The 26,403-nt window shown below is 37.7% G+C and carries 23 protein-coding genes; 17 read left to right on the top strand and 6 right to left on the bottom strand.

The features are described 5' to 3' along the window. Nucleotides 1-35: 35 nt before the first annotated feature. The 3 genes from AA0017_RS13040 (at nucleotide 36) to AA0017_RS13030 (ending at nucleotide 3,126) form a co-directional block, all read left to right on the top strand. A complete protein-coding gene (locus AA0017_RS13040) occupies nucleotides 36-1,214 on the top strand; it encodes an ROK family protein (RefSeq protein WP_413382583.1) in 1,179 nt (392 codons plus the stop codon). 85 nt (nucleotides 1,215-1,299) lie between these two features. Next, nucleotides 1,300-2,157 carry a sugar phosphate isomerase/epimerase family protein gene (locus AA0017_RS13035; RefSeq protein ID WP_413375002.1) on the top strand — a complete coding sequence of 286 codons (858 nt, stop codon included), beginning with the start codon at nucleotides 1,300-1,302 and terminating at the stop codon, nucleotides 2,155-2,157. Between the two features lie 84 nt (nucleotides 2,158-2,241). Further along, nucleotides 2,242-3,126, top strand: coding sequence for a helix-turn-helix domain-containing protein (locus AA0017_RS13030; RefSeq protein WP_413375000.1), 885 nt, complete (start codon nucleotides 2,242-2,244; stop codon nucleotides 3,124-3,126). A gap of 273 nt (nucleotides 3,127-3,399) precedes the next feature. On the opposite strand, the gene AA0017_RS13025 is transcribed toward AA0017_RS13030, so the two are convergent. Next, nucleotides 3,400-4,149: a response regulator gene (locus AA0017_RS13025; RefSeq protein ID WP_413374998.1), complete on the bottom strand. Its 750-nt coding sequence runs from the start codon at nucleotides 4,147-4,149 to the stop codon at nucleotides 3,400-3,402. Next, nucleotides 4,150-5,901: a sensor histidine kinase gene (locus AA0017_RS13020; RefSeq protein ID WP_413374996.1), complete on the bottom strand. Its 1,752-nt coding sequence runs from the start codon at nucleotides 5,899-5,901 to the stop codon at nucleotides 4,150-4,152. 481 nt (nucleotides 5,902-6,382) lie between these two features. Here AA0017_RS13020 and AA0017_RS13015 point away from each other — a divergent pair, with 481 nt between their 5' ends. The 11 genes from AA0017_RS13015 (at nucleotide 6,383) to tnpA (ending at nucleotide 16,986) form a co-directional block, all read left to right on the top strand. Further along, nucleotides 6,383-7,750: an ABC transporter substrate-binding protein gene (locus AA0017_RS13015; protein ID WP_413374994.1), complete on the top strand. Its 1,368-nt coding sequence runs from the start codon at nucleotides 6,383-6,385 to the stop codon at nucleotides 7,748-7,750. 177 nt (nucleotides 7,751-7,927) lie between these two features. Beyond that, the gene (locus tag AA0017_RS13010) at nucleotides 7,928-8,860 is read left to right on the top strand and encodes a carbohydrate ABC transporter permease (protein WP_413374992.1); all 933 of its coding nucleotides are present in this window, start codon (nucleotides 7,928-7,930) and stop codon (nucleotides 8,858-8,860) included. 2 nt (nucleotides 8,861-8,862) lie between these two features. After that, complete coding sequence (locus AA0017_RS13005; RefSeq protein ID WP_413374990.1) at nucleotides 8,863-9,699, top strand: carbohydrate ABC transporter permease; 837 nt, start codon at nucleotides 8,863-8,865, stop codon at nucleotides 9,697-9,699. Nucleotides 9,700-9,883: 184 nt separating this feature from the next. Beyond that, on the top strand, nucleotides 9,884-10,255 hold the full coding sequence (locus AA0017_RS13000) for a cupin domain-containing protein (RefSeq protein ID WP_413374988.1): 372 nt from the start codon (nucleotides 9,884-9,886) through the stop codon (nucleotides 10,253-10,255). Between the two features lie 20 nt (nucleotides 10,256-10,275). Further along, on the top strand, nucleotides 10,276-11,358 hold the full coding sequence (locus AA0017_RS12995) for a Gfo/Idh/MocA family protein (protein ID WP_413374986.1): 1,083 nt from the start codon (nucleotides 10,276-10,278) through the stop codon (nucleotides 11,356-11,358). An 18-nt stretch (nucleotides 11,359-11,376) separates the two neighbouring features. Then, nucleotides 11,377-12,282, top strand: coding sequence for a sugar phosphate isomerase/epimerase family protein (locus AA0017_RS12990; protein ID WP_413374984.1), 906 nt, complete (start codon nucleotides 11,377-11,379; stop codon nucleotides 12,280-12,282). 10 nt (nucleotides 12,283-12,292) lie between these two features. Next, the gene (locus AA0017_RS12985) at nucleotides 12,293-13,516 is read left to right on the top strand and encodes a Tm-1-like ATP-binding domain-containing protein (protein ID WP_413374982.1); all 1,224 of its coding nucleotides are present in this window, start codon (nucleotides 12,293-12,295) and stop codon (nucleotides 13,514-13,516) included. Beyond that, entirely contained in the window at nucleotides 13,513-14,334 is an 822-nt protein-coding gene (locus AA0017_RS12980; RefSeq protein WP_413374980.1) for a phosphoenolpyruvate hydrolase family protein, read from the top strand. The genes AA0017_RS12985 and AA0017_RS12980 overlap by 4 nt, the downstream gene beginning before the upstream one ends. A 52-nt stretch (nucleotides 14,335-14,386) precedes the next feature. Beyond that, nucleotides 14,387-14,554, top strand: coding sequence for a XapX domain-containing protein (locus AA0017_RS12975; protein ID WP_413374978.1), 168 nt, complete (start codon nucleotides 14,387-14,389; stop codon nucleotides 14,552-14,554). A gap of 663 nt (nucleotides 14,555-15,217) precedes the next feature. After that, nucleotides 15,218-16,312, top strand: coding sequence for a PRK06851 family protein (locus AA0017_RS12970; RefSeq protein WP_413374977.1), 1,095 nt, complete (start codon nucleotides 15,218-15,220; stop codon nucleotides 16,310-16,312). Nucleotides 16,313-16,494: 182 nt separating this feature from the next. Beyond that, nucleotides 16,495-16,986, top strand: a complete 492-nt coding sequence (gene tnpA, locus AA0017_RS12965; RefSeq protein ID WP_413374543.1) for an IS200/IS605 family transposase — start codon at nucleotides 16,495-16,497, stop codon at nucleotides 16,984-16,986. Between the two features lie 205 nt (nucleotides 16,987-17,191). On the opposite strand, the gene AA0017_RS12960 is transcribed toward tnpA, so the two are convergent. The 4 genes from AA0017_RS12960 to AA0017_RS12945 are packed head-to-tail and all read right to left on the bottom strand — an operon-like array spanning nucleotide 17,192 to nucleotide 21,898. Then, nucleotides 17,192-18,223, bottom strand: a complete 1,032-nt coding sequence (locus AA0017_RS12960) for an aldose epimerase family protein (protein ID WP_413374975.1) — start codon at nucleotides 18,221-18,223, stop codon at nucleotides 17,192-17,194. Nucleotides 18,224-18,233: 10 nt separating this feature from the next. Next, the gene (galT, locus tag AA0017_RS12955) at nucleotides 18,234-19,712 is read right to left on the bottom strand and encodes a UDP-glucose--hexose-1-phosphate uridylyltransferase (RefSeq protein WP_413374974.1); all 1,479 of its coding nucleotides are present in this window, start codon (nucleotides 19,710-19,712) and stop codon (nucleotides 18,234-18,236) included. 3 nt (nucleotides 19,713-19,715) lie between these two features. Next, nucleotides 19,716-20,711, bottom strand: coding sequence for a UDP-glucose 4-epimerase GalE (galE, locus tag AA0017_RS12950; protein WP_413374971.1), 996 nt, complete (start codon nucleotides 20,709-20,711; stop codon nucleotides 19,716-19,718). 2 nt (nucleotides 20,712-20,713) lie between these two features. Beyond that, nucleotides 20,714-21,898, bottom strand: a complete 1,185-nt coding sequence (locus AA0017_RS12945) for a galactokinase (RefSeq protein ID WP_413374969.1) — start codon at nucleotides 21,896-21,898, stop codon at nucleotides 20,714-20,716. A 584-nt stretch (nucleotides 21,899-22,482) separates the two neighbouring features. Between AA0017_RS12945 and AA0017_RS12940 the strand changes: the two genes are divergently transcribed. From AA0017_RS12940 to AA0017_RS12930, 3 genes are all read left to right on the top strand, one after another. Continuing rightward, nucleotides 22,483-23,475, top strand: a complete 993-nt coding sequence (locus tag AA0017_RS12940) for a LacI family DNA-binding transcriptional regulator (protein ID WP_413374967.1) — start codon at nucleotides 22,483-22,485, stop codon at nucleotides 23,473-23,475. Nucleotides 23,476-23,767: 292 nt separating this feature from the next. Continuing rightward, nucleotides 23,768-25,042 carry an extracellular solute-binding protein gene (locus tag AA0017_RS12935; protein ID WP_413374965.1) on the top strand — a complete coding sequence of 425 codons (1,275 nt, stop codon included), beginning with the start codon at nucleotides 23,768-23,770 and terminating at the stop codon, nucleotides 25,040-25,042. Between the two features lie 104 nt (nucleotides 25,043-25,146). Further along, nucleotides 25,147-26,403, top strand: coding sequence for an ABC transporter permease subunit (locus tag AA0017_RS12930; RefSeq protein ID WP_413374963.1), 1,257 nt, complete (start codon nucleotides 25,147-25,149; stop codon nucleotides 26,401-26,403).

The raw sequence follows: 26,403 nt of genomic DNA, 5'->3' as shown, positions 1-26,403 counted from the left end.
CATCTATATAATTAATAGGAAAGTGCGGTGTAGTGATGAACGGTATTTCAGGTAATCCATCATATATTCGCAATATGAATCGAGCAAATGTATTGAATATTATTAGACAAAATGGACCAATTACTCAAACGCAAATAGCAAAAGCCTTAGCATTACAACCGTCAACTATTTTAAGGATTGTTCATGATTTAGTGGATGAAGAACGGATCAAGGAAATCGGAAAAAATGAGGCTGGCTCTAAAGGTGGTAGGAGAGCTTCTATGCTTGACTTGGATGAGAAAGGAGCGTATGCCGTTGGGGTTGATTTAGGTTCAGAAGAGATTATTGCTGTATTAATCAATCTTAAAAGTGAGGTTATTGCAGAAGTGAGGAAGGATCTTCCGTTTGAAGAAGGAGCACCAAGTGTTTTAAAAGTGGCTAAAGAAGTGATAGTTGAGTTACTTACCTTACAATTGGTACCTAAAGAAAGGGTAGTGGGCATCGGTGTTTCGATGCCTGGGAAAGTGGATAGCCAGCTTGGGATTTCGGTGTACGCGATTAATTTTAAAAATTGGAACAATGTACCGATACGAGAGGAATTAGAAAAAGCCTTCGATTTGCCAGTCTATCTAGAGCACGATATACGTTCTATGGCTTTTGGTGAAATGTGGAAAGGAGAAGAATGTAAAAATATTATTTGTTTAGGTTTTCGCCGTGGGATTGGTTTAGCTACTATCATTAATGGAGAATTGTATAGAGGAAGTAACGAATTTGCTGGGGACGTTGGGCATATTTCAGTTGAGCCGAATGGCCCACTGTGTAGTTGTGGCAAAAAAGGCTGTTTAGAGGCACTAACAAGTGAAGAAGCGTTTATATACAAATATGGTGAAATGATTAATCGCCCTAGTGAAGAAATAACGATTCCTTTTATTTTCCAGGCAATGAATAATGGGGAATCATTAGCATTGGAATTAATTAAGGATAAATCTCGTTATATGGGTAAGGTGTTATCTGATCTAGCTCGTGTTTTCGATCCGGAAAGAATTATTATTGGAGGAAATTGTATTGCTTCCAGTGAGCAGTTTTTAGCATTTGTTCGTAGTAGTTTTCAAATGAACCAACCTAATTACGCTGATCCTAATATAACAATTGAGTCTACTTATTTGGGTGAGAATGGTTGTGCTGTAGGTGCTGCTTTTGTTGTTTTGTCTCACTTGTTTAAAGTTACTGAATGAGCAAGTATAGAAGTGGAGTAGAGGGTAGGTTCAAATGAGTAAGTTATAAGGAATAGACCCCAAAACATTTATAAGGGTGACATATATGGACTTAAAGTTAATGAAATCAGTGTGGGGGATGACAGGAAGTTTGGAAAGCAAGCTTCAACAAATAGCCAAAGCTGGATATGCTGGGGTGGAGTCTCCATTGCCATCTTTAGAAGATGAATCCTATTTTCTAGAGCTACTAGAACGATTTAATCTTGAATTAATTGTCCAAATATATACAGGGTATTGGGATAAGGGTGATTCTTATATAAATACATTAGATGATCATAAGGCAACATTAGAGATACAGTTAGAACGAGCTAGTTTGTTCAACCCACTTCTTGTCAATTCACTAAGTGCAAAAGATTCGATGCCTTATGTTGAACAGCTTTCCTTTTTTGAACATGCAATTGAATTGGAGAAGCAGATAAAAATTAAAGTTGCTCATGAGACTCATCGCGGAAGAGCTACCTTTACTCCATGGGGAACAGCCCAATTAATAAATGATATGCCTGATCTTCATCTTACTGCAGATTTTAGTCACTGGTGTAATGTGTGTGAGTCTATGTTGCAGGATCAAACAGAAAACTTGAAAAGGATCATCCCTCATGTTATCCATATCCATGGTCGTGTAGGGTTTGAACAGGGACCACAAGTTCCTGACTTTCGTGCTCCTGAATATGAATATACACTAGTCCAACATGAAAAGTGGTGGGATGAAATTTGTACTTTTCAAAGAGAGCAAGGTTCTTCATATCTAACTTTCACACCGGAATTTGGTCCACCCGGGTATATGCATACACGACCATTTACTAATGAACCTGTTGTTGATTTATGGGACATTTGTTTTGAAATGGGGAGACGATTTAACAGCCATTTTATCCAAAATAAAAATTCGTCAAGACCCTTTAGTTAACTGAATTCATATAGATGGACAGTATGAGATCCTTTTCTTTTTTGATAGAAAAGTTGGAAATTATATGAGGAGAAGGTGGTTTAGATGAATGCTGTTTCAGATTTTATTGCTACCCCCCCAATCGTACCTTTTATACGTTTAAGCGACTTTGCGATTCGAAAACCTTGGTCGGTATCAAACCGTCGCTTATTAGATTATTTGCTTATTTATGTCCAAGAAGGGCGGTGCACAGTTAGGGTAGATGAAGTTAAATACGATCTTAATAGTGGTGACTTTTGTTTAATTCAACCGAATACGGTGCATAGCCTTCATGGTACGACAAATACAATTACTCCTTTTGCCCATATGGATTTTTTTTATAATCATAAACGAGAAAATAGTTTTCCCGTCATTGGAGGTCAATTAGATTTAACGGGTTACGAAGAGTTAATGCAACCAAAGCTAGATGATACTTTGAATATCCATGTGCCTGTGAAGTTTCATCCTGAAAATCCTATTGAATTTCGTGATAAAATGCTTAGAATGATTGAATGTTGGCAAAATGATACTTTGATCAGTCACCTGGAGGCACAGTGCCTTGCATCAGAGCTGATTTTGAGCATTTTTCAAGCGTATAGCCAAACAAACTACCAGTCTCCCTCCACTCTTCGAACATTTAATTGGATTACTTCTTATTTGTTTTTTTCTATTTCAGAATCTTTATCCGTTAGTGATATGGCCCAGCGTGCCAATCTTTCACCATCCCGGTTTAGTGCGATTTTTAAAAAGAAATTCGGCATCTCCCCATATCAATATCTTCTAAATTTACGAATAAAACATGCCAAAGAATTATTAAAGACTTCGCAACATTCATTAGAAGATATTACTGTCTATTGTGGTTTTTCAGATGTCCATCATTTCTCTAAATCCTTTAAAAAAAATGTCGGCGAATCTCCAAGTGTCTACCGACAAAATAGTTTATGGAATTAATTTTATTGAGGTTTTTTTGTTCATAGAGGAAGCAAATCATATATTTGGGTTTTGAAAATGAGGACTATATGTTTAAATGATTTGGGCACCTACTAGTCAGGGGCGAGACTACGGCAAAAGTCCTTTTAGTTAGTATAGATATGCGAACTTACATAGCTTACGAGTTCGACGGGAGCCGCCTCGCTAACATCGCTGCGGGGTCTCCCGTTTTTTACTGATCTCGCAGGCGTCTCCGGGCATTCCACCGGCTCAGATTTGGACCTTTTCTTTCTTTTACCTTTTCCGATATTCCTTTGGTGTACATCCATATGTCTTTTTAAATACCTTTGTAAAATGTTTTGAATCTGTGTAACCAATACGTTCACTAATCTCATAAACTTTTAATAATGGATTCTTTAATAGCTCACAGGCTCTTTTCATTCGGTAGGTCGTTAAGTAGCTGATAAATGATTCGCCTGTAACGTTTTTAAACAGTTGCCCGAGATAATGTTCACTTAAGTGAATTCGCTCAGCTAAATGCTTTAAGGTAAGGGGTTCCTTGTAATTTGATTGTATATAAGAGGTTGTATTTGTTATCAACCGTTCTTGATGTGTCTGTGGCGAGTTTTCCGTGATAGTGTTTTTGTTATGGTTTAGTTGCTGTTTTTTAGTGGCAAGTTCTTGTTGGACTTTTTTGACTACATTTAAAAGTTCATTTATATCTATTGGTTTTAGAATATAGCCTTTTGCATTATAATGGAGTGCTTTTTGGGCGTAGGAGAATTCCTCATATCCACTCATGATAATAACAGCTGGGTTAAGTTGGTGATCAAGAATGTGTTTAGTTAATTCTAAGCCATCCATGTGAGGCATACGGATATCGGTGAGTATGATGTCGATTGATTCTTTTTGGAGCCAGTAGAGTGCCTCCTGGCCGTTCTCTGCTGTACTAACGACATCTATATCGAGATCAATCCATTCTTCCATCGTTTTTAAACTGTCTGAAATCATCCAGTCATCATCTACAATTAGCATTTTATTCATTTATTTTCCCCCTTCTTCTTTAGGAAGTGTTATTTGTACAGTAGTTCCTTTGTTTGAAGTGCTTGTAATTGAAAGGCCAAAGGGTTCTCCGTAATGGGAGAGAATTCGGGTTTGAACGTTATATAAGCCAATTCTGTTATCGTATTTTGTTAAGCGAGCTGAGCTGAATTTTAAATTTTTGGTAATTTCTGAAATTTTATCTTGCTTGATACCGACTCCGTTATCAGCGATGTCAATGAGAACCTTATCCTTTTTCGTTCGGACGTATATCGTAATTTTTCCTTCTGAACGTAATGGGTCAATACCGTGAATAATAGCATTTTCGATGATTGGTTGTAGAATCCATTTAATCGTCGTATAGTGTTCAATGTTTGGTTCGATAATGATTTCGTATAAAAGTGGATAACGCATTCGTTGTTTTTGAATTTCTAAGTAATATTCAACATACATAAGCTCCTGTTCAAGTGAAACTTTTTCTTTAAATGAGCTTATACTTAAACGTAATAATCGACCCAATAATACAATCAAATGACTAATTTCATATTCCTTCTTTTTTCGGGCTAAGGAATTGATTGATTCGAGTGTATTATAAATAAAATGTGGATTAATCTGAAGTTGGAGTGCTGTAATTTCAGCTTCTTTCTTTAGTTGTTCTTCTTGTTTAACAGACTCTATCAGTTCTTTTATTTTTATTAGCATATGGTTAAACCCAATGGCTAAGTCACCGAAAGCATCCTTTGAATTCGTAATAAATCTTTTCTCAAAATTACCTTTTTCTACTTCTTTCATTTTTCGTTGTAGCTTGTGAAGGGGTTTAGATATTTGATGAGAGATAAAGAGTGACGCAAAAAGGCAAACAAAGATGCTCACCATAATGGAATAAAGGGAAATCTCTTTAGTGTCGGCAACTGTTTTATAAAGATGATCCACTTCAAAATACTCTACGACGTTCCAGTCTGTAAGTGGAAAATTTTTTTTATAAATTAAAAACTCTTTACCATTTTTATCTTTCAGAATGGAATTGGTAGAGTAGTTTTTAACTAAACTATGCTGGAACCCTAATGTAGAAGGAGGTGGAAGAATATAATCTTCCTCTCCGTAAATAAAAGTACCTGCTACCATTTCGGAACCTTTATAGTCATTTAAGAAACGACTAATAACCTCTTCCTTAAAATCAATAATCATGATGCTTTTTGTTCGTAGTTTATCGTCCCAAGCTTGGCTAATAAATGAATAAACAGGTACATCTTTATCGTAATTACTGTACTCTCTGAGGTGAGGTGTTGTGATCTGAGGGTGTGAAAAATCCTTTTGTTTCTTAAACCATTTTTTTTCATAGAAATTATCAGATGTAAATTCTTGGTTAAATGAATAGCCATAATGGTAGATGAATCCAGATTCGTTAATAAGAGTGACCCCTTCGAAATCAGGAAAGATGTTCTCGATGCTAATTAATAGCTTGTCGAGTTCAATATATAACTGTTGATGGGTACGAAGGTCTGAGTTTTCGCTAAACCTTGTAAATAAGTTATTCTGGATAATTCCCTGACTTAGGCGGGTAAGTTCGTTGTATAAGTTTTCCAAGGCACTCATTTTTTGATCGAGAATGGAACTTGCGTGAAAGTGTAAGTTTTCTGTCATGTTTTTTGTCGCTTTTTGATAGGTAATCCCTCCGACAATACTGAGAGGGACAATAGAGATTAGTAGAAGGCACATTAATAATTTAAAAAATAAAGAATGAAAAAACTTCATAGGGTCACCTCAGAGCTATTAATTATAATTTAATAACAATTAAACGTAGATACTTAATCAATTTCGTTTTGTCCACGTGTTTTCCTAAATAGTCGTTTTTTCTCGTATCCCCATTAAAAATTCATTCAACGTTTGTTTATATTTTTGGGTAATGAAGGAAGGAAAAATAGAATTTATTATCTTAATCAAATAAACTATTTTTATGTAAGGAGCTTTGAAAAGAGCAAAAATTGATCTTTTCATGTAAAAGGTTCATGACCTTAAAAGAGGTAACTAGTGTTAGAAATAGATTATAAGTTATAAAGAATAAAGTCAACAGAGTTTGTTAATAGAAGTGACACTTCTTCTTTTTGCCCCCTTTTTTAAAAGAAACACCCCCTTTTTTTTGACTAATATAACAATTATGATTAGTCATAACAAAAATACTAACCTTCCAAGTCGAAGAATGGTATGTTTTGAATATTAAAGGGGGGCTCATTTGATGGATAGGATGAATCGGAAAGTAATAGGTTTATTTTTCATTTTACTATTTTTGGTGTTGTTAACAGCTGGTTGTCAATCGCCGGCAGCGAGTCCAGACGGTCAAAACGATGAAGTGAATGAACAAAGCACAGAGCAAAGTGATGGAGAAAGTGGTGAGCAAACTTTAAAGCTTTTGATTCCAAATTATTACAACGAAGTGGAAAGAGAGCAATGGACACAGGTTATAGAGAGATTTAGAGAGTTGCATCCAGACATTGAGGTGAATGTAGAAAATGGGGATGTCCGTGTGGAATCGGGAAGCTTAACAGCACTACTGCAATCAAAGGTAAATACTCCTGATGCGATTTTAATGAATGCTGGTCCAAGTCGTATTTCTCTGTTATCTGATGCAGAATTAATTCGACCTTTAGATGAACTGTACGATAAAAATGACTGGAAAGGTGCGATTCGTCCGTTTGCTTACGACTTGGTTTCTGGAAATGACCATATTTATGAAGTTCCACACATGATTGATGCGATTGCTCATTTTTATAATATTGATGTGTTTGAAGAGAATGGCATTGAGGTGCCTGAAACACCAGAGCAATATTTTGAAATGCTTGAGAAACTAGAAGCTGTGAATGGTGTTGACCCGCTTACAGTGGGAGCTCGAAATGGTTATGCAATTGGGTGGTTGTTTGGCGTTATGATTGAAGCGATGGCTGGTACTGATAAGCTTGAAGAAATTCTTTACGGAGAGGGAAGTTGGAATGATCATGAAATAGTACAAGTAGCGGAAGCTCTAGTAGAGTGGGTGGATAAAGGGTTTATTCCTCAAGAAGCAGTCACATTAACGGAAGCGGATTCAAAGTTCAAATTTTTGAATAAACAAGCGGCGATTTATACAGGTGGGACGTATTTAATTACCGATCTTGCACAAGAAAACTTACAAGACAGTGTTGGATATTTTATGATGCCTTCTTTCTTAGAAGGAAATACAGCCCGACCGACTGGAGGGATTGGACAATCATGGGTCATTCCAACTGAAGCAGAGAATGTGAAGGCGGCTGAAACTTGGGTAAAGTTTATCCTTTCTGTAGATTATGCGGAAGTTGTCTATAGTTACTCTGATTATAATTTTATTTTAGCCTCTACTGCTGCTATGGATGTAGTGCCAGCTGGTAATGTATTAAAAACAGCAGCTAACGATGTTCAAGATGGCTCTGGATATAATCCTAGCGTATTTATTGGAGTGGAAACAGGAGAGAGTTACTTCCAAAACCTTCAGGGATTAGTAGGTGGACTCATTTCACCTCAAGCAGCGATGGATAACATTGAAGAAGGAGCGAAAAAAGATAAGGAAAAAGGTTTTCAACTAAGGAGATAACGCTGTTAATTAACTAAGATGAAATCATTTGGTGATAGTGATGATTTTTCAGCATCACTATTATCAAATTCTTATCTACACTTAATCTAGTCTTTACACACTTTCTTAATTTAAGGAAGGAATAATGAATCGTTAGAAGTTTATTTTTCGGAATTTTTTGTTAATGGAGGGGGACAAATGAGTGTATCTGTTAGTGTAACTTCACAGCTAGAAAAACAGAAGAGAAGAACAAAGAAGATTAGTGCGTTTAAAAAGAATATGGTAGTCGTTTCCTTTTTGGCACCTGCACTGCTTTTGTACATTGTATTCATGGCTTACCCAATGTTAGATGCAGTTCGTTATAGTTTGTTTGATTGGAATGGTGCTTCTACTTCCATGAACTTTGTAGGGTTAGAAAACTATGCTGCTCTTATGCAAGATTCCCTTTTTTTACGAGCGTTAGGTCATAATTTGTTGTGGGTAGTGCTTAGTTTGCTGTTAATGGTTTTGCCAACGCTTCTTTTATCAGTGTTAATTAGTAAAGTGAAAAAAGGACGAACTTTTTTTAGGGCTGCTTTTTATTTACCAAGTGTTCTCTCGTTAGCGGTAGTTGGCGTCTTATGGTCGAAAATCTATGATCCAACAATGGGACCAATCAATACGTTTTTAAGAGCAACAGGTTTAGAATTTCTTGCACGTAACTGGTTAGGGGAGCCAATGTTAGTCATTCCAGCTTTGGTGATTGCAAGTACATGGGCTTTCTACGGGTTGTATATGATTTTGTTTTTAGCCGGATTACAAAGTATTGACACACAAATGTATGAAGCGGCAGATATTGATGGTGCTGGCCCGATTCGAAAGTTTTGGTATATTACGGTTCCTAGTTTGAGAAATACAATGAATGTTGTTGTAAGCATGGTTATTATTCATGCATTAAAAGGATTTGCTCTTATTTGGATTATGACTCAAGGTGGTCCATTCTATATGAGCGAAGTAGTTTCGACATATGTATATAAAAGTGCATTTAGTATGAATCAAGTAAGCTATGCAGCCGCACAGAGTGTTGTGCTTGGAATTATTATTATTACGTTTACCATTGCGTTTAACTACTACCGAGAAAGGACTGAGTAAAAGTGGCCAACCTAGCGAAAAAAAGAGTTTCTGGACAGAAGGCTATAGTTATTTCTTTATCTGTTCTATTGCTTTTTATGATTACTCCAATCATTTACGCGGTATTAGCTAGTTTTAAAACTAATATGGAAATTTTCTCAAGTCCGTTTGCTCTCCCGAAAACTTGGAGTTTTGACAACATTATAAGTGCTTGGAATGTCGGAAATTTCCAACAATATTTTTTAAATAGTGCATTTGTGACAATTGGAGGAATGGTCTTAGTAGCACTTGTTGCTTGTCCAGCAGGATATGCTTTTGCACAATTATCTTTTCGAGGCAACAATTTAGTTTTTTATTTGATATTACTTGGAATGGCTCTTCCTGTTCAAGCGATTATCATTCCAATATTTTATCATTTACGAAGCATGGGGTTAGTGGATACACTGACAGGTCTTACGCTTGTTTCAGCTGGGCTTGCACTACCTTTTTCAATCTTTTTAATGCGAAATACATTTCGTGATGTTCCAAAAGAATTGCGTGAATCGTCGATGATTGATGGAGCGGGAGAATGGAGAACTTATTGGAAAATTATGCTGCCACTTGCGAAACCAGGATTAGTCGCACTATTAATTTTCACTTTTATGAATATATGGAATGACTTTTTACTTCCTCTCGTGCTGTTGATGTCACAAGAAAATTATACCATTTCCCTTGGGTTGTATTCCTTTCAAGGTGAAATGGCGACCAACTATGCATTAATTTTTGGAGGGACAGTTATAAGTATGATTCCTAGTATTATTATCTATTTAATTTTCCAACGCTCATTTGTTGATGGGATGTCAAGTGGAGCTAGTAAATGATGGTCATTTAAATAATGTAAAAGTCATCTACTTTTTCCCCACTTTTATCATTGAAATGCCACCTTGTTTAAAAAGTGTAAGCGTTTAGAATTAAATTCAACAAAACTTTTTTAAAAGTCTCTTATTACTACTGTAGTGAAAGAAAGTTGTATTCAAATTTTTACATGGAAAAGAGGAGAGCTTTATGACTGAGAAAACACAAGTTACAATAACAGATTTAAATGAAGAAAAGCATTTGCTTCCAATGGATTGGGGAGGTATTCAATGGCTTTGTGGTCAAGAAATTGATCCGAATAGTGAAATGACATTTGGGATGGTTTATATCAATGCTGGTACTTCTAATCCTAGACATATACACCCGAACTGCGAAGAATTAATTTTCGTTTTATCGGGAGAATGTGACCATACACTAGGGGATGAAAGTTATCACTTAAAACCAGGAATGATGCTTAGAATACCTAGAAATGTGCCACATAACGCGACGGTTACGAGCTGGGAACCTTGTCGTATGATCATTGTTTATTCAGCACCTGACAGACAAACAATTGGGGAATGATAGGAAGGGAGAAATGGTAAGTGGAGACAATTAAATTTAATTACGAGTATTCAAATAAGATTAATGTGGGATTTATTGGGTGTGGAGCTCATTCGTTTCGTAATGTATATCCAACATTTGATTATGCCCCAATAGATTTAGTTGCTGTTTGTGACTTAAATCTAGAAAGGGCAGAGATTTATCGTAATAGATTTGGAGCGAAAAGAGCTTATACGGATTACATGGAAATGATTAAAAAAGAAGATTTGGATGCTGTGTTTATTGTCCTTAATTTTGACAAAAATGGTCATCCACTTTATCCGAAAATATTGCCGGATCTTATGCAGGCGGGTCTGCCAATTTGGGTAGAAAAGCCAATCTCGTACACGACTCAGGAAGCAGAAAGTTTACTAGAGTTACAAGAGAAGACAGGCGTGCAAATTCTTGTTTCAAATAAACGATATTTTTATCCATCATTTGTCGGTGCAAAGAAAATTATTGAAGCTCAAGATTTTGGTGAACCGGTGTCTATGACTGGCCGTTATCCATTGACGTTAACACCATTTCAGGAAGAACTAGGTGAACGGAAAGGGCTTCACTGGTTTTTAGATATATGCCATCCAATGTCAGGAATGCATTATTTATTGGGAGATGTGAAAGAAATGTGTTTTATTGAACATCAACCAAGTGGCAACGTGCAAACGCTCTTTAAGTTTCAGTCAGGTGCGATAGGTAGCTTGCATTTACCATCAACCCAGTCAGAAACAAGCCCAAATGAACGTTATGAGATCATTGGAGATCATCAAAATGTCATTATCGATAATGCAATAAGGCTAGCATATTATCAAGGGAAAAAAGGAAGTGGTGATTATGGGAAAGCCCCATCTTTTATTGGTGATGATCCAACAAATGGACCCATTCATTGGGAACCAGAATTTTCTTTAGGGCAGCTTCATAATAAAAACCTATTTACTCAAGGAATGGTGCAAAGTGTTAATCATTTTGCTCATGCGATTTTAAATAATAAGCAAGTCGAACGAGCAACACTACGAGACGCTTGGCATTTGACCAAAATCTTTGAAGCGTACAAAAATAATAAAGCAGGCAAATGGATTGAACTATAGAAGGGGGAGGAAAACACGATGAAATTTAGTGTTGTGACAGATATGTTTGGAAAGGAATTATTTGAAGAAGCGATTGTTTCAGCAAAAGAGCTTGGTTTTGACTATGTTGAGTTAAGAGCTAAGCTTGATGGCGATACCATCGATACGATTTCAGTAAAAAAAGCGAGAGATTTACGGGAATTGGTTGAGAGTTATGGGTTACAAGTCTCGACGTTAAGTTCATGGGCTGTAAATCCATGTACCTTTTCAGGGCCACCTAAATATGACAATTATGATGACAGTCATCATCTTGAAATGACATCTCAGTTGAACCGTCTGTTTGATTTGGCAGAAGCCTTTCATGCTCCACATGTAAGGATCTATCCGTTGCACCGAAAAGCTAATTTTGATACTTTATCCTCTTTTGAAAAGCAGCAAGAGTACAATCATAATGCAAATGTTCTGTTAAGGCATGCCGAACATGCAAAACAAAGAGGAAAAATTATTTTAGTCGAAAATGAACCTCCAACATTAGCAAACTCTTGTAAAGAGCTGGGAGAGTTAATGAAGCAAACAAATCATCCCAATCTAAAATTAAATTGGGACATTGTTAATGGATGGCGTAGCGGTGAGTATCCTACTGTTAAAGCTTATGAATCAATTAAAGGACATATTGCGTCTATTCACTTAAAAGGGGCCTCAAGAGAAGTAAATTCCATTACAGAACACACACCATATGGACGTTTTAATAACTTTGCGATTGCTGGAAAAGATGACTTTAATCACGAGGAAATATTAAGTGCAGTTTCAGAAGGGGATCCAGAAGCTATTCTTACTATCGATACACATTACCCATCTTTTTATCAACAAGACAAAATCGGGGAAGTAGAAGTAATCCGCCAAACGAAAGAGTTGTTTGAAAAGATTTTAAAAGTAAATGCGTGAGGAGGAACCTATGAGTAAAAAAGTGGTGATCATTGGCTCATTGGATACAAAGGAAGCGGAATTTCGTTATGTTGATTCAATTTTAAAGAAGAGTGGTATTTCTACGATAATAATGAATACAGGAATCTATGAAACTACTTTTGAAGCTGATATTTCCAATAAAGAGGTAGCCGCTGCTGGAGGAGTTACACTTAATGAGCTTCAAAGGAAAAATGATCGTGGTTTAGCGGTTGCTACGATGGCAGAAGGAGCGTCATCTTTCATTCAAAAACTAGTTAATGAACAAAAAGTGGCGGGGATCTTTGGGATGGGAGGTACGGCCGGTACAACAGTAGCGGCAACTGCTATGAAGAAATCACCAATTGGTATTCCAAAATTGATTATCTCGACCGTTGCTTCGGGAAATACTCGTCCGTATATTGGGGAGAAAGACATAATGATGATGTTTTCTGTCGTTGATATTGCTGGTATTAATAGTTTATCCGCACAAATTTTAAAAAATGGTGCCAATGCCTTGGCAGGAATGGTTAAAGGGGCAGACATAGAAGTAGATGTTATAAAGAAACCGATGATTGCGACGACGATGTTTGGAGTGACCACTCCTTGTGTAACAAAAGCAAGAAAAGAGTTAGAAGCAAAAGGCTATGACGTACTAGTCTTTCATGCGACAGGCACTGGTGGAGATGCGATGGAAGCTCTTATTCAAGATGGCTATATTGAAGGAGTTGCAGATATCACAACGACAGAATTTGCTGATCAATTAGTAGGAGGAGTTTTCAGTGCAGGGGCACAGCGACTTGAAAGTGCGGCTATGATGAAGATTCCACAAGTTGTTTCGGTTGGAGCGTTAGACATGGTGAATTTCGGGCCACGTGACACGATTCCCGAGCAATTTAAGGAGCGCCTTTTCTATCAGCATAATCCTACAACGACATTGATGAGGACCACGGTTGAAGAGAATATTCAAATCGGAGAAATTATTGCTCAAAAAATCAATCAAGCCCCTCAGAGTTCTGTCGTTGTATTTCCAAAAGGTGGTGTTTCTCTTTTAGACAGAGAAGGACAACCATTTGAAGGAACCCAACAACGGGAGTCTTTATATAACAGTTTGAAGAAAAATCTAAATCCAGACGTTCGATTTATTGAAGTTGAAGAGGATATAAATGACCCAATAGTAGCTGATTTAATTGTTGAGCAATTGTTACAATTATTAAAAAAGGAGGTAAAGGCATGACTAGAATAAGAGAAGAAGTATTAAGGCGATTACGTGAGAACATTGAAAATAATGAAGTAATAATTGGAGGAGGAGCTGGGACAGGTTTATCTGCCAAAAGTGCAGAAAGGGGCGGTATTGATTTGATCATTATTTATAATTCTGGTCGATATCGTATGGCTGGACGGGGTTCGTTAGCAGGTTTAATGCCCTATGGGGATGCTAATCAAATAGTTATCGAAATGGGAAATGAAGTTTTGACTATTGTTGAAGATACACCTGTGTTGGCAGGGGTATGCGGAACGGACCCTTTCCGAAACATGGAGCTGTTTTTGACGCAATTAAAGGATATGGGATTTGCTGGTGTTCAAAATTTTCCAACAGTTGGTTTATGTGATGGTCAGTTTCGTCAGAACCTTGAAGAAACTGGGATGGGTTATGATTTAGAAGTTGAAATGATTAGAAAAGCACATAATATAGGCCTTGTTACGTCTCCATATGTGTTTAATAAAGAAGAGGCAAAAAAGATGGCTGAAGCGGGTGCTGATATACTCGTTGCCCATGTAGGCCTAACAACAAAAGGAGCTATAGGTGCCCAAACTGCAATGAGTCTAGATGATTCTATTAAACTCGTTCAAGAAATACATGATGCTGGAAAAGCTGTTAATGAAAATATTATTGTACTTTGTCATGGCGGTCCGATATCAGAACCAGAAGATGCGGCATATGTATTGAGTAAAACCGATGGGGTTTCTGGATTTTTTGGAGCTTCAAGTATTGAACGATTACCTACTGAAACGGCTATTTCCAATCAGGTACAAAAGTTTAAAAATATTTAATGGCTTTTGTGTTAGGACTCATAATACTTTACAAAGTAAAGTAGGTGAAAAAATGTTGCAATTATTTTTAGCTTTGTTAGCCGGGGCTTTAGTAGGTTTTGTTTTTGGGTTAATAAAATTGCCAATTCCAGCTCCCTCAGCTCTTTCTGGAATATTAGGAATATTAGGGATTTATTTAGGTTATCAATTTTTTCTATGGTTAATACCGATCGTAAAATAGAATCTTCATTAAATAGGAAGCCACTGTAGTGTTTTAAAAACTATAGTGGTTTTTAAGTGTGCCTGGCATGGGTGATAGCTAGGCAGTGAAAGTCCGCGACAGACTTGGCAATAGGGAACTGTTAGCCTAAGGCAAGAGCCGACGAATAGAAGCTGTATACAAGGCTGATTAGAGATGGGTAAGTTCGTTAAACAAAACATAGACCAATACTGCCCGAATCGTGGCCACTGAAAAAGTCCTGTTAGTTAAAATTAGTCTGGGTGATTTGGATTACACCGCCAGCTCTGTATACCCCTACGCATTACGCGGTGAATCGAAAGCCCCCTCACGTCAAGTGAGCCCATTGAAAAACGGTCTACTCGGTAAAAATATGGTTACATTAGTTAGCTATACTCCGCGGGTGAGTCGGGAGCCTCCTGATGCTGCGGGGGTCTCCCGTCCATCACTATTCTCGCAGGAGTCTCCAGGCATTCCGCTCGCTCCGTTATGGAGCATAAAAAAACAATTTGATCCTTTGAACGACTATTTACATAGATAGCCTTTGATTTTTCTAAGAGAAAGCTGATGTTGAGACTTTTTCAGTTGCCTCGACCGAATATCATAGGCAATCACCCTTGTTAGATTATTTACATATGTTGAGGTAAAAGGGTAAGAGGTGATTGGATGCGTGGAAAGGTATCAAATTATTATGCAGGTGGGAATACAGCCAAGGGATTTTATAGCTTGTATGACTCTGTCTTAGAGGGATTAAATCGCTTGTTTATTTTAAAAGGGGGTCCAGGAACAGGAAAATCATCGTTAATGAAATCGATTGGGGAAGAAATGGTGAGCAAAGGGCTCGATGTTGAATATTTACATTGTGCTTCTGATAACGATTCTATTGATGGCATCATTCTTCCACAGTTTCTCGTTGGAATCGTGGATGGCACAGCACCACATGTGATTGAACCGAAAGCACCTGGTGTCATTGAGGAATATGTCAATTTAGGTGTTGCTTGGGACTCGAAGAAGCTAGCTACACATAAAGGAGACATTCTTGCTTTGAATCAAACAATTGCTCAGACATTCCAAAAAGCTTATGACACCTTCGCCGCTGCACTGAGAGCCCATGATGATATTGAAGATATTTATATTTCCAATATGGATTTTTCTGAAGCAAATAAACTAACAGAAGAGCTAATTGCCCGTTTTTATGGAGAAGATGTTTGTGAGAAGTCAGCGAAAGTAAAGCATCGATTCTTAGGAGCGGCGACTCCAAAAGGGGCAGTTGATTTTATTCAAAACTTAACAGAGGACATCACTAAGCGATTTTTCATTAAGGGGCGAGCTGGCTCTGGAAAATCAACGATGTTAAAGAAAATCGCAGCCGCAGGAGAAGCGAAAGGATATACTGTTGAAGTGTATCATTGCGGGTTTGATCCTAATAGTTTAGATATGGTCATTGTACGTGAGAAAAACTTCGCTATCTTTGATAGTACGGCACCGCACGAATATTTTCCTGAACGTGAGTCAGATGAAGTGATCGATATGTATACAAGATGCATTGCAGAAGGAACCGATGAAACGTTTGCAAAGGATATCGAGAGAACGACGAAACCATACAAAGACAAAATGAAAGAAGGCGTTTCTTATTTAGCAGAAGCGAAAGCACTTCGCGATGATTTAGAAGCATACTATATTGAAGCAATGGACTTTACAAAAGTCGATGAAATTCAAAAGCAATTACTAGCAGAAATTAACCAAATAGTCGGTGGATAGTGTAAGATTACTTCAGCACATCAACTCGTATGTTGGTGTGCTTTTTCTTTGTGGAAATGAAAACCCTAGGCTCGGCCTAGGGTTCCAAAAAGCTTAGAGCGAGGTATTAAAAAAACTCCCCCGAGGTGCTAAAATATATTTTGGTTCGCCAACCAGAATATCAAGCATACGGAGGAGTTTTCATGTCAAAAGACACTAACAGTTTAGCACACACAAAGTGGAATTGTAAGTATCATATTGTGTTTGCACCCAAATATAGGAGGCAAGCTATTTATGGGAGACTAAAAAAAGATATAGGTGAAATTTTAAGAACCTTGTGTGAACGAAAGGGTGTAGAGATTATAGAGGCAACAGCCTGCGTAGACCATATACATATGTTGGTTAGTATTCCGCCTAAAATAAGTGTGTCTTCATTTGTGGGCTATTTGAAAGGGAAGAGCAGTTTAATGATTTTTGATCGACATGCCAACCTAAAATATCGATATGGAAATCGTAAATTTTGGTGTACCGGTTTCTATGTAGATACGGTAGGGAGAAATAAGAAAGTGATACAAGAATACATCAAAAATCAAATACAAGATGATATAGTGGCCGAACAATTGAGTCTTTTAGAATATGTCGACCCATTTACAGGTGAAGAACTAAAAAAGAAGAAGAAATCATACAAAAAGTAGGCCTTTGAGGTCTGGCCAGTAAAAGGAGTACACATGGCGAACCGTTCAGTAGCCCTTTAGGGTTTGGTCAGTAACAAAGGCTTTCAGCCGTAGAGCAAACCACCCGTTATCACGGGTGGTTTTGATTTTTTCGAAACTGGAAGAGTGAGTGATTCAATCGAGGGGTAATAAAGAAAACCGGCCAAAGCCGGTTTTCTTATTAATCTCACTTAGTAAAAAACGTAAACACAGTCTGTTTTTTATAGGGGTGTTTTGCTGTTAGCATGATGCTTGGCAAGATGTTGTGATGTAAGCTAGCGGGTGAACCTTGGGTTTCGAAGCAGACGCCTAAGTGTTTTTGTGAAGGACCTTCTGCTAATTCGTTTTCTTGGCCCATGGAGTTTCCTGTGTACATGACCATGCCGGGTTGATTTGTTTTGATTGTCATGACACGGCCACTTGTTGGTTCATAAATCGAAGCTTGGTTTTCCATGTTATGATCAAAAACAAAATAATGATCGTAACCACTGCCAGCGATTTTGTTTTGTTCAAAGGTGTCGTTGAAGCCGTCCACTAAGGGGCGGCTTGCCCGAAAGTCAAACGTTGTGTCCTCGACAGGAAGAATGTTTCCAGTTGGAATTAAATGGCTGTCGAGTTCAACAAAGTGACTGCTGTCTAATGTAATTTGATGGTTATCCACCGTTTCTTTTAAGTTACCATTTAAATTAAAGTACGCGTGATTTGTTAAAGTCAGGGGCGTTGTTTGGTCACTTTCAGCTTGATAATCAAGAGTTAATTGATTATCGTTTGAAAGGGTATAAGTGATAAGGAGATCCACATTGCCTGGATACCCGCCTTCTCCGTCCAAACTTTTGTGTGATAGTGTAAGCCCAATCGTGTCGGAAGTTTGAAACGGTTCCACGTTCCAAATAACCTGGTGGAACCCTTCGGAACCCCCGTGTAAGTGATTGGCACCATTGTTCGCTTCTAAGCTGTATGTTTTATCATTAATTTGAAAGGAAGAACCTTGAATTCGTCCGGCGACTCGACCAATGATTGCCCCAAAATAGTTCGGGTCTTTTTCAAAGTCTTCGTAGTTTTTATAACCGACGACGATGTTTTCGTGAAGGCCGTCGCGATTTGGGACATTGAGCTTTGTAATGATGCCTCCAAAGTTTAAGACGCTGACGCTCATGCCATTGTCATTTGTGAAGGTGTATTCGGTCCATTTGTATACGTCTTTTTGACTGAGTTTCATTGGTTTACTCCTATTTGTTTAGTTTGTCGATAAAGCGTTTGAATGAGGTTTGCTCTTTAAAGACACCCGCATCTTCTAGTACGCGAACGAATTTTTTTCCTAGTTCTTGGTGAACGACAGCTTCGGCTTGTTGCTCACTTGTGATTGTTCCATGTGATGCTTTTATATCGTTTGCCCATTGTCGGTGATAGTCAGCGACTTCATTAGCTTCGTTCAACAGAAATTTCTTAATATCTTCTAGTTCATCTTTTAATCTTGGCGGAAGAACAGCTAATCCCATTACTTCAATTAAGCCAATGTTTTCTTTTTTGATATGGTGAACATCTTCATGCGGATGGAAGAGGCCATGTGGATGTTCATTAGTTGTTCGGTTGTTACGTAGAACAAGATCGATTTCATAAACATCATCCCGTTTTCTAGCAATCGGAGTGATTGTGTTATGTGGTGTTGAATTGGTAAAGGCTAAAATGTTTGCTTGTTCGTCGTTATACGATTTCCATGTTTGCAAAACGTTATCTGCACAGTCAACAAGTTTTCCAAGTTGTTTGCTTTTTAAGCGAATGACGGATAACGGCCATTTTAAAATGGCAGCTTCAATTTCAGGATAGGCGTTTACCTTAAAAGAGTCAATTTCTGGTGCATTTGTCATCGCAAATTCGTAATGACCTGCTTGATAGTGATCATGACTTAAAATCGAGCCACCGACAATCGGTAAATCGGCATTAGAACCGATAAAATAGTGTGGAAATTTTTCCGTAAAACGAAGCAATCGTGTGAATGTGCTACGATCAATCTTCATGTCTCGATGTTCTGCTGAGAGTAAAATACTGTGCTCATTATAGTAAACATACGGAGAGTATTGTAAAAACCACTTCTCCCCTTCAAGCGGAACTTGAATAATACGGTGGTTAGCGCGAGCTGGGTAACCAGTTCGGCCGACATATCCCTCGTTTTCTTTACATAAAAGACATTTCGGGTAATGATTGGTGTTTTTGATTAGACGTTCCCGTTTAATTTGTTCAGGATCTTTTTCTGGTTTTGACAAATTGATTGTAATATCGAGCTCGCCGTACATCGTTTCGGCTTTGAACGAGATGTTCTTTTGAATACGGTTCATTTGAATGTAGTTACTGTTTTGGCTTAATTTATAGAAATAGTCGGTTGCCTCTACAGGTGATTGCTCGTATTTTTGATAAAAAGTTTTGTTTATGATGGAAGGACGTGCGATAAATGTATTCATAATATTGGCGGCTAATATTTCTTTATCGTCAAAAACATCTTCAATCACATTTTGTTCAATCGCATAGTCAATTAATTTTTCAATTAAGTTCGGAATGGTGTCATCTGTTGGTTGTGTGACTGATGCAGGGAAAGCCTCGAGTCCAAGCTGATGAATGACTTGATTTAATACATAATGTTGATCAGCATGTTCAATCAGTCCTGCCTCAGTTGCTTTTTTTATTAATCCAGCAATGTGTTCATTAATCAAATTCTACACGTCCTCTCCGTAACCTTTTGGATTGGTAGAATGCCACTTCCACGCATCTTCTATTATTTTTGTAATTGATGTACGTTTTGGAGACCAGCCAAGGATATTGTTGGCTTTATTTGAACTTGCGATTAATGTGCTAGGGTCACCAGCTCGGCGTTCTCCTATTTGGGCAGGGATTTCTTTACCTGTTACCGTTCGGGCCGTTTCTATCATTTCTTTTACAGAAAAACCTGTGCTGCTTCCTAAGTTGAAAATGTCACTTGTGCCACCATTTCTTAAGTAATTCAGTGCTAATAGGTGAGCATCGATAAGGTCTTCAATATGAACGTAATCACGAATACAAGTGCCGTCTGGAGTATCATAGTCTTCTCCATAAACGGTAATGTGAGAACGTTGACCGAGTGCGGTTTGCAAAATGATTGGAATAAGATGTGTTTCGGGACGGTGATCTTCACCTATTTCGGTCGTCTCCCGTGCACCGGCTACATTAAAGTAGCGTAAAGAAACGTAATTAACATCGTGAGCTTTGTTTGTCCAGTTGATCATTTTTTCCATCGTTAATTTCGTTTCTCCATACGTACTCGTTGGATTTGTAGGCATTACTTCTGTAATCGGTACGGCTTCGGGTTCTCCGTATGTTGCGGCAGTAGAGGAGAAGACAATTTTGTTGACATTGTGCTCAACCATTACTTGTAGCAAAACCTGTGTTCCATACACATTGTTATCAAAATATTTAAGCGGATTTTCCATCGATTCGCCGACAAGCGAGTTCGCTGCAAAATGAAGGACCGCATCAATTTGTTCTTTTTCAAAAACAGTGCGAAGAAACTCAATCTGACGAATATCGCCTTGATGAAAACGGGCCTTAGGGTGAATAGCCCCGAGATGACCAGTTTCAAGGTTATCAACAATCACGACTTCTTCGCCTTTATCAATCAATTGATAGACGGCATGTGACCCTATATATCCAGCTCCACCTAATACGAGTACACTCATTTTCATTCAGCTCCTTCATGTAATTCTTTTGCTCCATCACCAATGCTTGCTGTATAAAACGTTGCTGAATATCCGATTTCTTCAGTGTAAATCTGATTCACTTGTTGCTTGAATGCGTCAGCTTTGTCTTTTTCAACAAGGGCAATCGCACAACCGCCAAACCCAGCTCCGGTCATTCTGGCACCGACAACTCCATCAAGTCTCCAAGCAACTTCAACAATCGTATCGAGTTCAAGACCAGTAACTTCATAATCATCTCTTAACGATTCATGTGATTGATTCATTAATTGACCAAAGCTTGTTAGATCGCCTGCTTGCAATTTAGCAAGAGCTTCAAGCGTGCGAGCATTTTCATAAACAGCATGTTTGGCCCGTTTTTGATTTGTCCCAATTTGAATGAGGTGTTTCTTTTCTTCAAATTGAGTAGGAGATAATTCTCCTAGACTTTTAATAGATAATTCAGTTTGTAAGTCTTTTAGTGCCATTTCACATTGTGTCCGGCGTTCATTGTATTTAGATCCTGCTAGAGTTCGTTGTTTATTTGTATTTATGATAATGATGACATGGTCGTTTAACTGTAGGGGAGCATAGTGATATTCAAGTGTTTCGCAGTTTAGTAGTAAGGCATGATTAAGTTTCCCCATACCGATCGCAAATTGATCCATAATGCCACTATTAACGCCGATGTACTGATTTTCCACCTTTTGACCAAGTTTAACCAATTCAATGCGAGTTACGTGAAGGTTGTATAACCCTTCCGCTAAAACACCGGTTGCAAGCTCAATCGAAGCCGAAGAAGAGAGACCAGCTCCATTTGGAATGTTTCCGAAGAATAAAATATCGGCTCCATGAGTTAGTTCATGGCCTGCTTCTTTTATATAAAGGAACATCCCTTTTGGATAATTCGCCCAGTGGTGTTCTTCGTTATACGATAAATCATTTAAATCACATTCAATGATACCGTTTTCAGGGAAATTCATTGAATAAAAACGGAGCTTTTGATCGTTACGTTTCTGTGCGAGCACATATGTCCCAAATGAAATCGAAGCAGGGAAGACGTGCCCACCATTATAATCTGTGTGCTCGCCAATTAAGTTGATGCGCCCAGGTGCAAAGAAAATTCGAGGTGTGCTTGCCGTATTGAAAATGGATTGAAATTCTTTTGTTAATTGTAAAGTAGTTGTCATAATAATCTCCTGTAAATGATCTTGAGAACTTAAAGCATAATGATATATAGACTCAGATCATTTTAGTTTTATAGAGTATTACTTAATTAATTAATTTAATTAAGTTAACCAAAGTGTACAATTTTTTAGTTCATTACGCAAGACGTAGAAAGAAAAAACTTTAACGAATATTATGAAATAGTCGAAGGAAAAGAGGTGAACTGTTCATCGCTCCTCTTTGGTGTATGGTGTGGTAACTCCAAACTACTGCAGCCAAACGATTAGAAGTGGAGTAGTTATATAAGGAAATACTCCTTGCATAGCAATTGGTTATCCAATTCATTTATTGATTCATTTGTGGTATTCTTGGTTGTGCATATATTTATCAAATTGGACCTGGAAATACCGTGGAGTAAATCTTATTTGAACTAAGGCCTATTAAAGAAAGCTGTTCGCCTTTAAAAAACGTTTGTCGACCGTCTCATTAAATGGGACTTTGCCGACAAGAATAAGTAAAAAAATTTACTAAATCATTAAGTTAATTTTAAATTTACATATTGGTTTTGGCTATCGGTGTATTAAGGGTGAGGAGGTGACCGAAGTAAGTGGCAAAAATTAAAGATATAGCAGAAAAATCAGGCTTTTCGATTTCAACCGTTTCTCGGGTGTTGAATAATGATTCAAATCTTTCGGTGCCGGATGAGACGCGTGAAAAAATATTCGAAGTGGCTGAACGATTGAACTATCGGAAGAAAACGGTTAGACCTCGAGTAAAAAATATGGCCTTCCTCTACTGGTTAACAGACAAAGAGGAGTTAGAGGATGTTTATTTTAAAACGATGAGGTTGGAACTTGAGAAAATGGCTCAAGATTTTAATGTGGAACTTACAACTTATAAGATAACGGAAGGCATTGAAAGGATTCCGGATAGTATAGAAGGTTTTATTGCGGTTGGAACATTTTCAAATATGGAATTGGACTATTTAAAAGGTATAACGTTAAATGGGGTATTCATTGATTCGACACCAGATCCAAATCATTATGATTCCGTTAGGCCTGACTTAGCCCAAATCACGAGTAATACTGTTGATTTTTTGATGGCACAAGGGCACACAGAGATTGGATTTATCGGTGGGACATATCACAATCCGAACACAGATTCCGATGAAATGGATATTCGGGAGCGGACTTTTCGAGCCTATATGAAAGAAAAAGGATTGTTGAATGATGATTATATCTTTTGGCATCGAGGGTTTTCAGTGGCGAATGGCTATAATCTGATGAAAAAGGCAGTTCATCAATTAGGTGATGATTTGCCGAGTGCGTTCTTTATAGCTGCCGACCCGATTGCTGTCGGTTGTCTTCAAGCATTGAATGAAAGTGGAATTGCGATACCGAATCGTGTTAGTGTCATTAGTATTAACAATATTAGTGTCGCCAAATATGTTTCCCCACCTTTAACAACCTATCATATTGACTTACGAGAAATTTGTAAAAATGCGGTGGAATTGTTAGTTGAACAAGTGCTTGAAAAACGAAAAGTCGTCAAAACTATTTATATTGGAGCAGAATTAGTCATACGAAAAAGCACAAAGTAAAAAGAAAAATAGGATCATTTAGTCTATCAACCTGTTCAAAGGGAGTATCTTTTGAGCAGGTTTTTTGATGTACAAATATTTTCTGCTAGCAATTTGGAGTAGGTGACAATGAAAGAGGGAGCAATGCATCTGGAAAAGTGTTTAAATAACCTTCAGGAAAATAATTAAGTAAAACTTTTACTTTATTAAGTAAAATAATTGTTTACAAGTTTATTAGACGCATGCTATATTATTTTTAATAAAACGCTTCCAATAAAAGAAAGCGTATTAGAAAACAAAAGGGGAGTCGAAAATGAAACGATATAAAAAGATTTTTGGTATCTTGAGTACAGTCGCGTTAAGTTTAGCTTTAGTTGCTTGTGGACCTCAGGAAAGCAGTGAAGATAACCCAGAGCAAGCAGCAGATACAGGCTCAAAAGAATTATTAGTATGGGAAGACCAGGAAAAATCAGAAGGAATTGCTGATGCGATTGCTGAGTTTGAAGAAATTCATGATGTAACGGTTCGAGTTGTTGAAAAGCCGTATGCTCAACAAATAGAAGATTTACGCCTTGATGGTCCAGCTGGAACAGGTCCAGATGTGTTTACGATGCCTGGAGACCAAATTGGGACGGCTGTGACAGAAGGATTATTGAAAGAATTAAATGTTGGTGAGGATGTTCAATCCATTTATACGGAAGCTGCGATGATGTCGCAAATGGTAGATGGTAAAGTGTACGGATTACCTAAAGCGGTTGAAACGACCATGCTTTATTACAATAAAGATTTAGTATCGGAAGAGGAGTTACCTACGACGCTTGATGGGTGGTATGAGCTATCAAAAGAAATCACAGGTGATGGAACATATGGCTTTTTAGCTTTATTTGACCAAATCTATTATGCACAGAGTGTCTTAGGTGGTTATGGTGGATACGTGTTTGGACAAGATGCTGATGGGAACTATGATCCAACAGATATTGGTCTAAATACGGAAGGTGCGATTGCAGGTGCCGAGCAAATTCAACAGTTTTATGCAGAAGGCCTTTTTCCAGCAGGTATCATTGGGGAGCAAGGAATTAGCGTGTTAGACTCTTTATTTAGTGAAGGAAAAGCAGCAGCCATTATTTCCGGACCTTGGAATCTAGAACCATTTGCACGTGCAGGCGTTGATTATGGTGTAACCAAATTACCTGAATTAAGTGAAGGTGATAATATGAGCGCATTCATGGGGGTAAAAAGTTATAATGTGAGCTTTTACTCTAAAAATGCTGAGTTAGCAGAAGAACTTGTTAAGTTTCTAGCGAATGAAGAAAATTCAAAAACAAGATACGAACTTACACTAGAAGTGCCAGCTGTTCAGGCTTTAGCAGATGACCCAGTTGTGACAGAAAGTGATGCTGCAAAAGCGGTTGCTGAGCAATCTCAATTTTCAGAATTGACACCAAATATTCCTGAGATGAATGAAGTTTGGGATCCGATTGATGCGGCCCTTCAAACGATGGCAACAGGAAGAGCGACACCACAAGAGGCATTAGATCAAGCGGTAGAAACAATTAGAGGACAAATCGAAGCGAATCATAATCGATAATCCTTTTGAAAAAGAATGGTGTCAAACTCGATGAGTGGTTTGGCACCATTTAATCTAAAATGGTTTTGTTTCGTCATTTGTGTTTAACCAAAGAGGTGAAAAAAGTGCAACATCGAAAAGTGGCTTTATTACTGTCTATCATTCCTGGATTGGGTCAATTTTACAATAAACAATGGGTCAAAGGGATCATCTATTTAGCATTAGGGGTTTCATTCTTTCTCGTATTTGGTGATTTATTAAACATGGGGTTTTGGGGTCTATTTACATTAGGAACAGAGGTGCCGCGAGACAATTCTATCTTTTTATTAGCGGAAGGAATTATTGCCCTCATCGTAACGTGTTTTGGACTTGCCATTTATTATTTGAATCTTAAAGATGCTTATAAGAATGGAAAATTGCGTGATCAAAACATGCAGCTCTATTCGCTGAAAAGTCAGTATCGGAACCTTGTTGAGCAAGGCTATCCTTATGTAGTAGCAGGTCCGTCTTTATTTATCTTAATTTTTGCAGTGATTTTCCCGATTTTATTTAGTTTTGCTTTAGCTTTTACGAACTATAATCTTTACACATCTCCACCAGCGAACTTGGTTGATTGGGTTGGTCTTGATACATTTAAATCTATTTTTACGGTTGATATTTGGCGTTCTACTTTTTTTGATGTATTGTCATGGACCGTTATTTGGACATTAGTTGCTTCTACTTTGCAAGTGAGTCTTGGGATCTTTTTGGCGGTTGTTGTCAATCAGAAAGATATCCGCTTTAAAAAGTTCTTCCGCATGATTTTAATCTTGCCATGGGCGGTACCGGGCTTTGTCACGATTTTAATTTTTGCAGGGTTATTTAATGATAGTTTTGGAGCGATTAATAATGACATCTTAGCCTTTTTTGGAATTAATGCGTTACCATGGATGACAGATCCTATGTACACAAAAATCGCGTTAATTATGATTCAAGGTTGGCTTGGATTTCCGTATATTTTTCTTGTGACGACTGGGATTTTACAATCGATTCCTGAGGATTTATATGAAGCAGCGACAGTTGATGGGGCTTCGATTTTTTCAAAGTTCCGTCATATCACATTGCCCATGATTTTAATTGCGATGGCACCGATCATTATCACTCAATTTACTTTTAACTTTAACAATTTTAATATTATTTATCTATTCAACGGTGGTGGTCCAGCTGTACCAGGATCGACAGCGGGTGGTACTGATATACTAGTATCTTGGATTTATAAATTGACGATGCAGTCGAGTCAATATGCATTAGCAGCTGCTTTAACTATTTTATTATCTGTTTTTGTCATTGGAATCGCATTATGGCAATTCAGACGAACGAATTCATTCAAAGAGGGGGAGTAA

It is taken from the genome of Alkalihalobacillus phoenicis (assembly GCF_047302405.1).
Lineage (GTDB): Bacteria > Bacillota > Bacilli > Bacillales > Bacillaceae_D > Alkalihalobacillus.
Note: the sequence above shows the minus strand (reverse complement) of the source record. Positions and strands in the feature narration are given on the sequence as shown.

What these genes read in the sequence shown, in the direction of transcription:
- AA0017_RS13040 (WP_413382583.1), top strand. Translation starts at nt 36, where the DNA reads ATGAACGGTATTTCAGGTAATCCATCATATATTCGCAATATGAATCGA.
- AA0017_RS13035 (WP_413375002.1), top strand. Translation starts at nt 1,300, where the DNA reads ATGGACTTAAAGTTAATGAAATCAGTGTGGGGGATGACAGGAAGTTTG.
- AA0017_RS13030 (WP_413375000.1), top strand. Translation starts at nt 2,242, where the DNA reads ATGAATGCTGTTTCAGATTTTATTGCTACCCCCCCAATCGTACCTTTT.
- AA0017_RS13025 (WP_413374998.1), bottom strand. Translation starts at nt 4,149, where the DNA reads ATGAATAAAATGCTAATTGTAGATGATGACTGGATGATTTCAGACAGT.
- AA0017_RS13020 (WP_413374996.1), bottom strand. Translation starts at nt 5,901, where the DNA reads ATGAAGTTTTTTCATTCTTTATTTTTTAAATTATTAATGTGCCTTCTA.
- AA0017_RS13015 (WP_413374994.1), top strand. Translation starts at nt 6,383, where the DNA reads ATGGATAGGATGAATCGGAAAGTAATAGGTTTATTTTTCATTTTACTA.
- AA0017_RS13010 (WP_413374992.1), top strand. Translation starts at nt 7,928, where the DNA reads ATGAGTGTATCTGTTAGTGTAACTTCACAGCTAGAAAAACAGAAGAGA.
- AA0017_RS13000 (WP_413374988.1), top strand. Translation starts at nt 9,884, where the DNA reads ATGACTGAGAAAACACAAGTTACAATAACAGATTTAAATGAAGAAAAG.
- AA0017_RS12990 (WP_413374984.1), top strand. Translation starts at nt 11,377, where the DNA reads ATGAAATTTAGTGTTGTGACAGATATGTTTGGAAAGGAATTATTTGAA.
- AA0017_RS12985 (WP_413374982.1), top strand. Translation starts at nt 12,293, where the DNA reads ATGAGTAAAAAAGTGGTGATCATTGGCTCATTGGATACAAAGGAAGCG.
- AA0017_RS12980 (WP_413374980.1), top strand. Translation starts at nt 13,513, where the DNA reads ATGACTAGAATAAGAGAAGAAGTATTAAGGCGATTACGTGAGAACATT.
- AA0017_RS12975 (WP_413374978.1), top strand. Translation starts at nt 14,387, where the DNA reads ATGTTGCAATTATTTTTAGCTTTGTTAGCCGGGGCTTTAGTAGGTTTT.
- AA0017_RS12970 (WP_413374977.1), top strand. Translation starts at nt 15,218, where the DNA reads ATGCGTGGAAAGGTATCAAATTATTATGCAGGTGGGAATACAGCCAAG.
- tnpA (WP_413374543.1), top strand. Translation starts at nt 16,495, where the DNA reads ATGTCAAAAGACACTAACAGTTTAGCACACACAAAGTGGAATTGTAAG.
- AA0017_RS12960 (WP_413374975.1), bottom strand. Translation starts at nt 18,223, where the DNA reads ATGAAACTCAGTCAAAAAGACGTATACAAATGGACCGAATACACCTTC.
- galE (WP_413374971.1), bottom strand. Translation starts at nt 20,711, where the DNA reads ATGAGTGTACTCGTATTAGGTGGAGCTGGATATATAGGGTCACATGCC.
- AA0017_RS12945 (WP_413374969.1), bottom strand. Translation starts at nt 21,898, where the DNA reads ATGACAACTACTTTACAATTAACAAAAGAATTTCAATCCATTTTCAAT.
- AA0017_RS12935 (WP_413374965.1), top strand. Translation starts at nt 23,768, where the DNA reads ATGAAACGATATAAAAAGATTTTTGGTATCTTGAGTACAGTCGCGTTA.